The 14,056-nt window shown below is 45.9% G+C and carries 11 protein-coding genes, 1 tRNA gene and 1 other RNA gene; all 13 read left to right on the top strand.

Annotation, left to right across the window (positions count from 1 at the left end; genetic code table 11):
• Positions 1-8: 8 nt before the first annotated feature.
• The 13 genes from LKD36_RS05105 to LKD36_RS05045 all read left to right on the top strand — a co-directional run bounded on the left by LKD36_RS05105 (position 9) and on the right by LKD36_RS05045 (position 14,047).
• Positions 9-1,667 carry a Na/Pi cotransporter family protein gene (locus tag LKD36_RS05105; RefSeq protein WP_118769262.1) on the top strand — a complete coding sequence of 553 codons (1,659 nt, stop codon included), beginning with the start codon at positions 9-11 and terminating at the stop codon, positions 1,665-1,667.
• A gap of 72 nt (positions 1,668-1,739) precedes the next feature.
• Positions 1,740-1,822: transfer RNA gene (locus LKD36_RS05100), tRNA-Leu, on the top strand.
• Between the two features lie 234 nt (positions 1,823-2,056).
• Positions 2,057-2,533, top strand: a complete 477-nt coding sequence (locus LKD36_RS05095) for a complex I 24 kDa subunit family protein (RefSeq protein WP_118769263.1) — start codon at positions 2,057-2,059, stop codon at positions 2,531-2,533.
• 3 nt (positions 2,534-2,536) lie between these two features.
• Positions 2,537-4,417, top strand: a complete 1,881-nt coding sequence (locus tag LKD36_RS05090) for an NADH-ubiquinone oxidoreductase-F iron-sulfur binding region domain-containing protein (RefSeq protein ID WP_118769264.1) — start codon at positions 2,537-2,539, stop codon at positions 4,415-4,417.
• A 14-nt stretch (positions 4,418-4,431) separates the two neighbouring features.
• Positions 4,432-6,138, top strand: coding sequence for a [FeFe] hydrogenase, group A (locus LKD36_RS05085; RefSeq protein WP_308458947.1), 1,707 nt, complete (start codon positions 4,432-4,434; stop codon positions 6,136-6,138).
• 143 nt (positions 6,139-6,281) lie between these two features.
• Positions 6,282-7,781 (top strand): HAMP domain-containing sensor histidine kinase, encoded by a 1,500-nt coding sequence (locus LKD36_RS05080; protein ID WP_118769266.1) that lies wholly within the window; start codon positions 6,282-6,284, stop codon positions 7,779-7,781.
• Positions 7,782-7,843: 62 nt separating this feature from the next.
• Entirely contained in the window at positions 7,844-8,851 is a 1,008-nt protein-coding gene (locus LKD36_RS05075; protein ID WP_308458946.1) for a guanosine polyphosphate pyrophosphohydrolase, read from the top strand.
• A 176-nt stretch (positions 8,852-9,027) separates the two neighbouring features.
• Positions 9,028-9,367, top strand: a transfer-messenger RNA (tmRNA) gene (gene ssrA, locus LKD36_RS05070).
• A 147-nt stretch (positions 9,368-9,514) separates the two neighbouring features.
• Positions 9,515-9,838, top strand: coding sequence for an anti-sigma factor family protein (locus LKD36_RS05065; protein ID WP_118769268.1), 324 nt, complete (start codon positions 9,515-9,517; stop codon positions 9,836-9,838).
• Positions 9,838-12,366, top strand: a complete 2,529-nt coding sequence (gene polA, locus LKD36_RS05060; protein WP_308458945.1) for a DNA polymerase I — start codon at positions 9,838-9,840, stop codon at positions 12,364-12,366. Before LKD36_RS05065 ends, polA begins: the two co-directional genes overlap by 1 nt.
• Positions 12,367-12,369: 3 nt before the next feature.
• On the top strand, positions 12,370-12,957 hold the full coding sequence (coaE, locus tag LKD36_RS05055; RefSeq protein ID WP_118769270.1) for a dephospho-CoA kinase: 588 nt from the start codon (positions 12,370-12,372) through the stop codon (positions 12,955-12,957).
• Positions 12,958-13,755, top strand: coding sequence for an MBL fold metallo-hydrolase (locus LKD36_RS05050; RefSeq protein WP_118769271.1), 798 nt, complete (start codon positions 12,958-12,960; stop codon positions 13,753-13,755).
• A gap of 19 nt (positions 13,756-13,774) precedes the next feature.
• Positions 13,775-14,047: an ACT domain-containing protein gene (locus LKD36_RS05045; protein ID WP_118769272.1), complete on the top strand. Its 273-nt coding sequence runs from the start codon at positions 13,775-13,777 to the stop codon at positions 14,045-14,047.
• The last annotated feature ends 9 nt before the right edge of the window (positions 14,048-14,056 follow it).

Here is a 14,056-nt window from a genome sequence, read left to right as displayed (position 1 = left end):
GAGAAAAAATGGATTTGAGTGTAATTGTGACACTGATGGGCGGACTCGGCCTCTTCCTTCTGGGTATGCATCAGATGGGAGATGGTATGGAGAAGGCAGCCGGAGCCAGAATGCGTAATATTCTGGAAGCGGTAACTTCCAACCGGGTTATGGGAACACTGGTCGGAATTCTGTTCTGCGCGGTGATCCAGTCATCCAGTGCGACGACAGTTATGGTCGTCAGTTTCGTAAATGCCGGCATGATGAATCTGTATCAGGCAGCCGGTGTTATTTTTGGGGCAAATATCGGTACGACGGTTACGTCACAGCTGGTGTCCTTTAATTTGTCAGCTTATGCGCCGGTCATCCTCTTTGTGGGTGTGCTGATGACGCAGTTTGTGAAGAATGATCGGATTAAGAAGATCGGTGAAGTCATTCTTGGATTCGGAGTTCTGTTCATGGGACTGGACATTATGTCCGGCAGCATGTCCAATATGAAGGATTCTCCGTTGGTGGCAGAGTTCTTAAGCAGCCTGACCAATCCGTTCCTGGGTGTACTCCTTGGTACGGTCATCACGGCAATTATTCAGAGTTCTTCTGTAACCGTCAGTATCCTTCTTCTGATGGCACAGCAGGGTCTGATGGAGCTTCCGATCTGCTTCTATATCATTCTGGGATGTAATATTGGTGCCTGTATGTCCGCACTGCTGGCATCTCTGAATGGAAATAAAAATGCGAAGAGAGCAGCTCTGATTCACTTGTTCTTCAATATTATCGGAACCATTATTATTTTCCTGATCCTGACATTTGCAGGGGATCTGGTGCTGTATCTGCTGCAGACCATCTCCGGACCGGAACCGGGAAGATGTGTGGCAAATGCCCATACACTGTTTAAGATCAGCCAGGTTATCATGCTGCTTCCGTTTACGAAGGGGATTGTAAAACTGACCTATTTAGCAGTGCCGGGTGAGGATGAGACCGCAGAGGGCGAATGCGAACTTCTTTATATTGGAAAGAAAGCGGTATTTTCTCCGACAACTGCAGTCATCGAGGCTGTCAGAGAGCTGGAGCATATGGGTAAACTTGCCTATGAGAACCTGAATCGTGGTCTGGATGCATTAATTACCTTAAATGAGGATGAGATCAGTAAGATCTATGAAGTGGAAAAGCAGATTAACTTTATGAACCATGCAATCACCAATTATCTGGTGAAGATCAGCCAGATGACCCTTCCTATTGACGATAGTAAGAGTATCGGTGCTCTGTTCCATGTGGTAAATGATATCGAACGTATCGGTGATCATGCGGAAAATCTGGCAGATTCCGCCCAGACCCGTATCAAAGAGCAGATTGCTTTCAGTGATACTGCGTTAGAGGAATTAAGAGAGATGGGATCCAGAGTGAACACCATTCTCAAATATGCTATGGACATGTTTGCCAATAATACAAGGGAACATCTATATGATATCATGACTTTGGAGGACAGCATTGATGAGATGGAGCGTGAACTTCAGAAACATCATATTGAGCGTCTGACTCAAAATGAATGTTCCGCAGCAGCAGGCATGGTATTTTCCGATACCATTTCCGGTTTCGAGCGCGTGGCTGACCATGCAACCAATATTGCATACTCTATGCTGGAGACCCCGCCGGAGGATGAAGAAGAATCTGACGGAAGTAAGAAATAATTTTTAAAAGAACTTGTAAAATAATTTCTTGCACTTTGAAGAAACTTGTGGTAAGATAATTGAGTTAGATGCGCAGGAATGGCGGAATGGCAGACGCATCAGACTCAAAATCTGACGAGGGTGACTTCGTGTGGGTTCAAGTCCCATTTCCTGCACTGGCTTAAATACAGGCTTTTCTGACAAAATCCTCTGGAGAAATCCAGAGGATTTTTTTGTTTTGACATCAGCACTAACTTTATTAACATGTACTAACTATTGGATTTGTCAAATTCCGAACCCAAATTCTGTGAAAAATGGAAATTGTGCAAAACGTTGAAAAATGATAGAATTAACACATCGTATTATGCACAAAATGCATAAAAGTATATGGGATAAGGAGGATAACGAAAATGCTTGACCAGTCTTATTACAGTAAGACAGATGAGATCATTGAACATTATGGCAAGGATGCCCGTTCATTGATCCCCATCATGCAGGACATCCAGGCGGAGTACCGCTATCTGCCGGGGGAGCTGCTCACCTATGTAGCAGAGCAGATTGGAATTACAGAGGCGAAAGCGTACAGTGTAGCAACATTTTACGAGAATTTTTCCTTTGAAGCAAAGGGAAAATACGTGATTAAAGTCTGTGATGGTACCGCCTGTCATGTGCGGAAGTCCATGCCGGTTCTGGAAGCGCTCTGGAAGGAACTTGGACTTAGTAAGAAAAAGCATACAACGGATGACATGATGTTTACCGTAGAGACGGTGTCCTGTCTTGGAGCATGTGGTCTGGCACCTACCATGATGGTTAATGAAGACGTGCATCCTTCCATGACACCGGAGAAAGCACTGGCGGTGATCGAAGAATTGAGAGGGAGGGGATAAACCATGATGACAAGGGAAGAGCTTCAGCAGGTAAGAGAAGATGCCAGACGGCAGATTGAAGCTTATGATTGCCGGATTCTGGTCTGTTCCGGTACCGGATGTATTGCTACAGGTTCCACGAAGATCTACGAAGAATTTCTGGAACTGGTAAAAAACACACCGGGAATCGTGCTTGATTTTGCACCTCACGATGAAGACGGGGAGCATGTAGGCGTTAAGAAAACCGGATGTCAGGGCTTCTGTGAACTTGGACCCCTCGTAAGAATCCAGCGCGGGGATGAAGTGATTCAGTATGTAAAGGTACAGCCGGAAGACTGCAGAGAGATTTTTGAAGAGACGGTCGTAAGGGGAGAGATCGTCGATCATCTGCTTTATACGAAGAAAGATGTTCATTATAAGCATCCGGAAGATATTCCGTTCATGGCAAAACAGACAAGAATTGTTCTGGAAAACTGTGGTCGTGTGGATGCGGAATCTTTGGATGAGTATATTGCATCCGGCGGCTTTGAGGCACTGAACAAAGCCATGTTCGAGATGTCCAGAGACGAGGTTATTGATGAAGTAGACCGCTCAGGATTAAGAGGACGTGGAGGCGGAGGTTTCCCCTGCGGACGCAAGTGGAAACAGGTAGCACGTCAGAAAGAAACGGTTCGTTATGTGGTATGTAACGGTGACGAGGGTGATCCTGGTGCATTCATGGACGGTTCCGTTATGGAAGGTGACCCCTTCAAATTGATTGAAGGTATGATGATCGCCGCTTATGCAGTAAAGGCAGCTGATGGTTATATCTATGTACGTGCCGAGTATCCCATGTCTGTAGCCAGACTGCGCCATGCCATTGCACAGCTGGAAGAAAGAGGACTGTTAGGAGACAATATCCTTGGAACGGATTTCTCCTTCCGCTTACATATTAACCGAGGTGCCGGTGCATTCGTATGTGGTGAAGGTTCCGCACTGACGGCTTCCATCGAAGGTAAGAGAGGAATGCCGCGTGTCAAGCCGCCAAGAACGGTAGAAAAGGGATTGTGGGAGAAACCGACGGTTCTGAATAATGTAGAAACCTATGCTAATGTTCCGAAGATCATTCTGCAGGGTGCAGACTGGTATCGGACCATTGGTACGGAGGGAAGCCCGGGAACCAAGACTTTCTCACTGACCGGTGCCATCGAAAATACCGGCCTGATCGAAGTCCCGATGGGAAGTACTTTAAGAGAGATTATCTTTGATATCGGCGGCGGTCTGAAGAATGGCGCTCAGTTCAAAGCAGTACAGATCGGCGGACCGTCCGGCGGATGTCTGACAGAGAAACATCTGGATGAACCCCTTGACTTTGATTCTGTAAAGAAATTTGATGCCATCGTTGGTTCCGGCGGAATGGTAGTTATGGACACCAATACCTGTATGGTAGAGGTTGCCCGTTTCTTCATGAGCTTTACCCAGAGAGAATCCTGTGGTAAATGCGTACCGTGCCGTGAGGGTACCAAGCGTATGCTGGAGATTCTGGAGAGAATTGTAGCCGGAGAAGGCAGGATGGAAGATCTCGATCAGCTGGAAGAGCTTGCAACCATGATTCGGAGCATGGCTCTGTGTGGGCTTGGCAAGAGTGCTCCGCTTCCGGTATTAAGTACGTTGAAAACATTCCGTGAGGAATATGAAGAGCATATCCGCGATCATAAGTGCCGTGCGAAAGTCTGTCAGGCAATGCGTCGCTTCATCATCAATCCGGATTACTGTAAAGGCTGCGGAAAATGTGCGAAGAACTGTCCTGTTGGCGCTATTACCGGTGTGCGTAAAGAGTGCTACCATATTGATCCAAACCTGTGTATCAAGTGTTCAGCATGTAAAGACAACTGTGCATTTGACGCTGTTTATGTTGAAATGTAGAAAGGGGGAGAAATATGGGAATCATTACAATTGACGGTAGAAAAGTAGAATTTACCGATGAAAAAAATCTCCTGACCATCATTCGTAAGGCAGGTATTGATATTCCTACACTGTGTTATCATTCAGAACTCTCCACCTTTGGAGCGTGTCGTCTGTGTACGGTGGAAGATGACCGGGGAAGAACCTTTGCCTCCTGCTCAGAGGAGCCAAGGGATGGTATGGTGATTTACACCAATACCGGAAAACTGAAACGCTACAGAAAGCTGATTATCGAGCTTTTACTGGCTGCACACTGCAGAGACTGTACTACCTGCGTCAAGAGCGGTGACTGTAATCTGCAGACTCTGGCACACCGTTTTGGCGTGACCAGTGTAAGATACAACAACTACAGAGAGCAAAAGCCGATTGATTTCAGTTCTCCGTCCATCGTGCGTGATCCGAATAAATGTATTCTTTGTGGTAACTGTGTACGTGTCTGCAATGAGCTGCAGGGGGTAGGCGCACTTGATTTTGCATTCCGTGGTTCCGAAGCTATGGTGATGCCGGCATTTGACAAAGAGATTGCAAAAACTGATTGTGTCAACTGTGGTCAGTGTCAGATCTTCTGCCCGACCGGTGCCATCAGCATCCGTCATAACAGAGAAGCAGTATGGGAAGCACTGGCTGATCCGGATACTCGTGTGATAGCACAGGTAGCTCCGGCAGTGCGTGTGGCAGTCGGCGGCGCCTTCGGACTTCCTAAGGGCAAGAGCGTGATGGGCAAGATTGTCAATGTGCTTCACCGCATGGGATTTGATGAAGTATACGATACCGCATTCAGTGCGGATCTTACGATTGTGGAGGAGTCTGCAGAATTTCTGGATCGTCTGAAAAATGGCGGAAAACTTCCGCTTCTGACCTCCTGCTGCCCGGCATGGGTGAAATTCGTAGGAGAGCAGTTCCCGGATTACAGGGAGAATGTATCTACCTGCCGTTCTCCTCAGGGAATGATGTCTGCGGTAACCAAAGAGTATTTCCGAAATCCGGAAAACAGTCAGGGTAAGAAGACCGTCATGGTATCTTTCATGCCGTGTACAGCGAAGAAGATGGAGGCAAAACGTCCCAACAGCTTTACCAATGGGGAGCAGGATACCGATTATGTGATCACAACGACCGAGTTTATCGATATGATCCGTATGACCGGCATTGATTTTGCAGAGCTGGAGCCGGAATCTTCCGATATCCCGTTCGGATTTGGATCCGGCGGCGGTGTGATCTTCGGTGTAACCGGTGGTGTAACCGAGGCAGTGATACGTCATCTGGTACCGGGACATGACAAAGCAACGCTGGAGAGCATTGCAGAGTGTGGTGTACGTGGTGACGATGAAGACGGGTTGATCAGAGAATTTTCTGTTCCATATGGAGGAACAGAATTAAATATCTGTGTAGTCAGCGGTCTTGCCAATGCAAGAAAAGTCATGGAACAGGTACAGAGCGGTGAGAAGAATTACCATCTGATAGAGGTCATGGCATGCCGCAGAGGCTGTATCATGGGTGGCGGTCAGCCGCGTCTGGCAGGTGACCGTACTAAAGCAGCCCGCAAGGAAGGCATTTATCGTGCAGATAATGTAGCGGTGATTAAAAAATGTGATGAGAACCCGATGGTAATGTCCCTCTATGAAGGCTTCCTGAAAGGAAAAGAACATGAACTGCTTCATAATCATGAGTTCTGTTCTTCATAGATCCTGGCAGAAACGTGAAATTCCTGTGAAAAGGATGGAAGTTTTCTGATGTTGTGGTAAAATAGCGTCAGAGTAAAAAAGGCGGAGCGCCTGAAGTGCTCCGCCTTTTTGCTGATCCGATAAGAGAACAGGAGAGGATAATCATGTCGGAAAACAAGAAAAAACCAGGGCATATTCATTCCATCAGAGTCCGGATGACAGTGATCTTTTCACTGGTACTGATCGTGGCACTGGCAGCCTGTATGCTGGCGAATATGTTTTTCCTGGAACGATATTATATTAAGAATAAGATGGAAGCGTTAAAGGAAACGTATCAGTATTTAAATGAGGCCTCTGCGGCGGATGCTATGAGTGGAGATGCGTTTATAACAAAGCTGAATACTATCTGTGAGGTGGATAATGTCAGTCTGTTTGTCATGGGAAGTGACGGACATGCCAAGTTGACAACGGTGCGTGATTCCGCAGAACTGCAGAGAGAATTATATGAGTATGTACTGGGAGCAGAGCCAGATAAGAAAACAATCTGGGAACAGACGGACAATTATACTATGAGTTTAAGTGGCGGAGAAGCCAGAAGAGGATATCTGAAGATCACAGGCACCCTGGATAAAGGAGAGCTGTTTTTAATCCGGACAGCGGTGGAGCCTTTGCGGGAAAGCGTCATGCTGGCTAACAAGTTTCTGCTGGAGGTGGGAATTTTTGTGCTGCTGATTGGAGCGGTTGCCATTCAGATCCTGTCCAAAAGAATTTCCGAGCCAATTCTGGAACTGGCAAAATTGTCCGAACGAATGTCGGATCTGGATTTTAATGTAAAATTTTCCGGTGGTAAAGATGAAGAAATCGTATTTCTGGGTAATCATATGAATCAGCTGTCGGAAAAACTGGAAAAGACCATCTCAGAGCTGAAGACAGCCAATAACGAACTGCAGCGGGATATTGAGCAGAAGGAAAAAAGGGATCAGATGAGGAAAGAATTCCTGTCCAATGTATCCCATGAACTGAAGACACCCATTGCACTGGTGCAGGGGTACGCAGAAGGACTGAAGGAATGTATTAACGATGATGCGGAGAGCCGGGATTTTTACTGTGAAGTCATTATGGATGAAGCGTCAAAAATGAACAAACTGGTGAAAAATCTGCTGACACTCAATGAACTGGAATTTGGAAATGAAGTGGTGACCATGGAACGTTTTGATCTGACATCCATGCTTCATAATATGCTGCAGTCCATGAAGATTCTGTTCGAACAGAAGGAAGTTCATCTGGTATTTGATCAAAGGGAGCCGGTCTATGCCTGGGCCAATGAATTTAAAATGGAACAGGTGCTGACCAATTATATCAGCAATGCCCTGAACCATGTGGAAGGGGAAAAGATTATTAAGATCACCATTCAGAAAGAACCTGATCATGTGCGTGTTGGGGTCTTCAACACTGGTAAACCGATTCCGAAGGAAGATCTGGGACGCATCTGGGATAAGTTCTATAAAGTAGATAAGGCAAGAACCAGGGAATATGGCGGCAGCGGTGTGGGCCTCTCCATTGTAAAAGCTATTATGGAATCCATGCATCAGCGCTATGGAGTCAACAATTATGATAATGGTGTGGAGTTCTGGTTTGAACTGGATGATAAAAATGAAGTATAAATAAAAAGACGGAGAACGTCATTACAGCTTACGGAAAGAGCGGGAAGGATTCTAACAGACAGATGATAGCATTAAATGATTACCTGTATTCAGGAGATACAGTACTTCGAATCTTACACAATTATGCAGATGACTTGAAGAAGGAAGCAGATAGAACGGGAAATGAGATTGATTTGATTCACCATGAGTTTCTGCACCAGATGATTGATCTGTTGGAACACAATGAATTCCTGACGGCGCAGTCCCAGAAAATCAGGGAATTTTATATGTATATGGCAAAAGAATATCCATATTTGGCATTTACATTTAAAGGACGGATCAAATCCCTGATTCGTGCGGAGGCAAAGTTCAACGGCTATATTGTGAAAGATATTTACAAATATTATATAGAGCATGGCACCTATCCGCCGGTGGAAGAGGTGAAGAAGCGTCTGCAGCGTTTCCGGGATCTCATTGCATACCGGATCGTTATTTCCATGCCCAGATGCCATCTGGAAAGTGAAGAAGAGAGGGAAGCGCAGGAATTAAAATGCATTTATGAAATTGCGAATGTGTTGCCAGGATTTCTGGAGAAACGCGGATTTACCGTGATTCCCACAGGCGGTATCAAGAGAAGTACATCACCGCTTATGAAGGAAGAAGTAAAAGACTGTTTCCGGGATTATATTTCTAACGAAAATACTTCCAGCTATCAGTCTTTGCACATTACATTTTTTGATAACTGTGCCAACTGTCATATGGAAGTACAGATTCGGACCAAAGATATGGATGATACGGCAGAGATTGGAAGTGCCAATCACCAGAATTATGAAAAACGGCAGGAGAAAGAAAGGGGCAGACGCCACCAGATCCCGGAAGGGGAATGTATCTGGTTCGATGAAGCGTATGAGCGTGGTATCCGCCTGCAGCATCTGGATCTTTCCAGACTGGATGTCAATATGTTCTCTGCCGTGGACAACAGCCTGATCAATGATGGCTGTGGACTCTACAGAGGACGTCTTATTCTGCCCTATGAGCATCTGTCACGGTTTCAGAACGATCGGATCGATAGTTCTGATGCTCTGCTTTGATCTGACTGAGAAGCTCCGGAGCTTCCATCGTCGGATATGTTCCTGAGCACCTTCTTTGGAACAATTTCGCATTCTGTATTGTTATTTTTAATGGTATTTTTCTTGACAAATTTATTTATGACGGCTAAGATATAAATACGCTAAATTTCAGCCACGCGACTTTACAGGCAGTATCAGGGCTAGTAAAGGTTTCGACGGGGGTTTTGAAGTTGGGGCAGCCATCCGAAGGTACCGCGTAAGGTGCAAAAATAAATATAAACGCTGAAGATAATTTAGCAATCGCTGCCTAATGGCAGCTGTCTGACTCAGAGCACCCACACTTTGTGACCCAGGCATCGACTATGTGGGAAACGACACACGTTAAGCTTTGCACGTGTGGGCGTATCATGAAGCTACTGAAGCTGTAAACCTGCCGGTTGGTGTACAGCGGAGGGAATGTCAAATAAGCGGCTGTGATGGGAGATACCGCGATGGATGGGCTTTCGGACAGGGGTTCGACTCCCCTCTGGTCCACTAAAAAGATCTTGATTTTTCAAGGTCTTTTTTGTTTTGTCAAATCGGAAGTAATCATGAAAAGCAGAACAGGCGGCTTGCATTCCCATATTTGATTGGATATAATAAATGTGTATGTACCTATATATATGTATGGCAGGAGCGGTAAGAATGAACTGTAAGCAGGCGCAGAGGCTTTTAGTGCCGTATATTAACGGCGAATTGGATGAAAAAGAAGAAGGCGAATTTGTAAAACATATCCGGCATTGCCCGGAGTGCTATGAAGAACTGGAAGTATATGCGACGGTATTTGCAGGTATCCGGCAGCTGGACGGAGCGGAAGAGACGGTAAATTACCGGACACTGGTGGAGGATTCCCTTGAGACTTCCGAGGCGGACGTACAGGATGAGAGGTTTCTGTATACGTATGTCCTGTTTTTGCGTGCCGCAGCCATTATGGCACTTATATATATGATCGTGAGGTGGCTCTTTTAATGAGTGAAAAAATAGTTTTGATTGATGGGCACAGTATTATCAACCGTGCCTTTTATGGTGTCCCGGACCTGACCAATGCGGAGGGACTTCATACCAATGGAATCTACGGATTTCTGAATATTATGTTCCGGATTCTGGACGAGGAAAAGCCGGAATATCTGGCGGTGGCGTTTGACCTGAAGGCACCGACGTTTCGGCATAAAATGTACGACGCTTATAAGGGAACGAGAAAACCTATGCCGGAGGAACTGCGTGAGCAGGTGCCGGTATTAAAAGAACTGCTTACAGCTATGGGTATCCCACTGCTTATGATGGAGGGTTATGAGGCGGACGATCTTTTGGGAACAGCAGCAAAAAAGAGCGAAGAGGCAGGCGTGGATGCAGTCATTGTATCCGGAGACAGGGATCTTCTGCAGCTGGCCACAGAGAAAATTATGATCCGGATGCCGAAAACAAAGAGAGGTGTCACGGAAATTGAAAATTATCATGCCCAGGATGTAAAGGATGCCTATCAGGTAACACCGTCCCAGATTATCGAGTTAAAAGCACTTATGGGAGATGCTTCTGATAATATTCCGGGGGTACCGGGTATTGGAGAGAAGACGGCAACCAATCTGATCGCTGCTTACGGCACGATTGAAAATGCGTATGCCCATGTAGAGGAGATTAAGCCAAACCGTGCAAAGGAAGCGCTGAAAAACCATTACGATATGGCCGAGATGAGTAAAGAACTGGCTACCATCTGCTTGGAAGCACCTCTTACTCTTTCTTTTGAGGATGCAAGGCTTACAAACCTCTATACGACGGAGGCCTATGAATGGTGCAGAAAACTGAATTTTAAGAAGCTCCTGGGACGTTTTGAGGAGGCAGAAGCAGGCAAGCCGGCAGAACCGGAAGTGACGATGGTTACCGATTTTGCCGAGGCAGAAAATCTGTTTTCACGACTGAAAAATCAGAAGCAGATTGCCTTTGAACTGTATTATGAAGAGGGACTGCATGTATCTCTGACAGATTCAGAGCAGGAAGTGTTCTGCGTTTCCGAGGAAGGATTTCTGACGGAACAATATCTTCTGGACAAGCTGAGAGAAATCATCGAGGAAGTACCGCTTTGCGGGGCTTCAGATGTGAAAAAATTATTAGCTTTTGTCCATCCGGTTTGCCGGGAACATTTATTTGATATTGAGATTGCGGCTTATCTTATCAATCCGCTCATGAGCAGCTATGAGCATGAAGATCTGAAAAAACCGTATGCGGCACTCACTACTTTTAAAAAGATGCCGGAGCTTCTGAAAAAACTGGACGATATGGGGATGAGAAAGCTGTTCGATGAGATCGAGATGCCGTTGGTATTTACCCTGTATGACATGGAGCAGGCGGGTATCCGGGTGAATGGTGAAGAACTCCGGGAATATGGGGAAGCGCTGGTTGGCCGGATTGAGGAGCTGGAGAAAAAGATTCATGAGGCAGCCGGTGAGGTATTTAATATAAATTCTCCCAAGCAGCTGGGTGTGATTTTGTTTGAAAAGATGGGGATGAAGGGTGGTAAGAAGACCAAGACCGGTTATTCCACATCAGCGGACATATTAGAAAAGCTGGCAGGCGATCAGCCTATAGTGAGGGATATTCTGGAATACCGTCAGATGACCAAATTAAAATCCACTTATGCGGACGGGCTGGCTGGCTGTATTGCGAAGGATGGAAGAATTCACAGTAAATTTAACCAGACCATTACAGCCACCGGAAGGATCAGCAGTACGGAGCCGAACCTTCAGAATATTCCGGTACGTATGGAGCTTGGACGGCTGATCCGAAAGGTCTTTATTCCGGCGGAGGATTGTATTTTCCTGGATGCGGATTATTCCCAGATTGAACTTCGTGTGCTGGCTCATATGTCCGGGGATGAGAAACTGATTGAGGCTTATCAGCAGGCAGAGGATATTCATCGTTTGACTGCTTCTCAGGTATTTCACGTACCCATTGATGAGGTGACACCGCAGCAGCGTAGAAATGCGAAAGCAGTTAATTTTGGTATTGTATATGGAATCAGTTCTTTTGGGTTGTCTCAGGATCTGAGCATTTCCACCAAAGAAGCCAAAGAATATATTGAACGATATTTTGAAACCTATCCGGGAATCAAATCTTATCTGGATGGACTGGTAGAGCATGCCAAAGAGGAAGGCTATGTGACCACCATGTACGGCAGGAGAAGACCGGTTCCGGAATTGAAATCTTCTAACTTTATGCAGCGATCCTTTGGAGAGCGCGTGGCCATGAATTCCCCCATTCAGGGAACAGCAGCGGACATTATCAAGATTGCCATGAACCGGGTACATGACCGGTTACGGGAAGAAAAAATGAAATCAAGGCTGATCCTGCAGGTGCACGATGAATTACTGGTGGAGGCAAAGCTTTCTGAAGCAGACCGGGTAGAAGAAATTTTGCGGGAGGAGATGCAGCAGGCAGCGTCTTTGCGGGTTCCGCTGGAAATCGATCTCCACAGAGGAAAAAACTGGTACGAGGCGAAATAACAGATGAAAATTATCGGAGTGACCGGCGGTGTGGGAGCCGGAAAGAGTACGGTGCTGAACTATCTGGAAAAACGTTACGGAGCGAAGCTTATCTTGGCGGATCTGGTAGGTCATGAAGTGATGGAACCAGGTCATGAAGCTTATGAGCAGGTAGTAAAGGTGTTTGGTCAGGAAATAGTAAGTGAAGACAAAACCATTGACAGGAAAGCATTGGGAGCCATCGTATTTGCGGATGAGAAGAAACGCATGATTCTGAACCGGATCATCCATCCGGCAGTGCGGCAGGAAATTCTGCGACGGCTGGAAGAAGCGGAATTATTGCATTTGTCATATGTTGTGGTAGAAGCTGCTTTATTTCTGGAAGAAAATTATGATGCATTCTGTGATGAAACATGGTATATTTATACAGATGAAAAAATTCGGCGTCAAAGACTGAAGGAAAGCCGCGGTTACAGCGACGAGAGGATAGATCAGATCTTCCGAAGCCAGAAAACACATGAAGAATTTCAGAAGCGCTGTCTGTTTATGATTGATAATAACGGCAGTGAGGAAGAGACATTTCGACAGATAGACAGAAGGATGAAGGAATAGATGAGATTATGCAGTATTGCCAGCGGAAGCAGCGGAAACTGTATTTATACAGGAAGTGACAATACCCATCTGCTGGTGGATGCGGGCATCAGCGCGAAACGGGTCGAAGCGGGTTTAAAGGAACTGGAGCTGGAAGGAAGCGACATTCAGGGGCTTTTGATTACCCATGAGCATTCAGATCATATTAAGGGAGTGGGTGTTCTGGCCAGAAGATATGGTGTGCCGATCTATGCAACGGAAGGCACGATCCGTCAAATGAAGTCTATGAGCAGTCTTGGAACCATAGACGAAGGACTGTACCATGTGGTGCATGCTGATGAAGATTTTTTCATAGGGGATATGAAGGTGGAACCATTCGCTATTTCTCATGATGCGGCGGAACCGGTGGCTTATCGGTTTGAGTGCGGAGAGAAGAGTACGGCGGTAGCCACGGACATGGGGGTCTATAACGATTATATTGTGGAACATCTTAAGGGGCTGGATACAGTTCTTCTGGAGGCGAACCACGATATTCAGATGCTTCAGGTAGGACCTTATCCTTATCCTTTAAAACAGAGGATTTTAGGAGAGAGGGGACATCTGTCCAACGAGAGTGCCGGACAGCTTCTTTGCAGAATTCTGCATGATAATATTAAGAAGATTTACCTCGGACATCTGAGCAAAGAAAATAACTACGCGGAACTGGCTTATGAGACGGTACGTCTGGAAATTGAGCTGGATCCGGTGGATTATAAATCCGGAGATTTTGATATTCAGGTAGCAGACAGGGAACAATGCTCCGGAGTATGTAATTTCTAACCAATATGGAGGAGAACCTATGAAAAACAAATTTATTATCACAGTAGTAGGACACGATACAGTAGGCATTATTGCAAAAGTCTGCACGTATCTCGCAGAACATCAGGTAAACATTCTGGACATTTCCCAGACCATCGTTGACGGTTATTTCAATATGATGATGATCGTGGACGCTGCACAGGCAGGAGATGTGACAGAGCTTTCCAGTGATCTCGGTGCACTGGGACAGGAGATCGGCGTAGTGATCCGCTGTCAGCATGAAGATATCTTTAACATGATGCATCGTATCTAAGGAGAGATA

The sequence above is a fragment of the Hominiventricola filiformis genome (assembly GCF_020686965.1).
Classification (GTDB): domain Bacteria; phylum Bacillota; class Clostridia; order Lachnospirales; family Lachnospiraceae; genus Hominiventricola; species Hominiventricola filiformis.
This window is presented reverse-complemented; position numbering and strand designations above follow the sequence as displayed.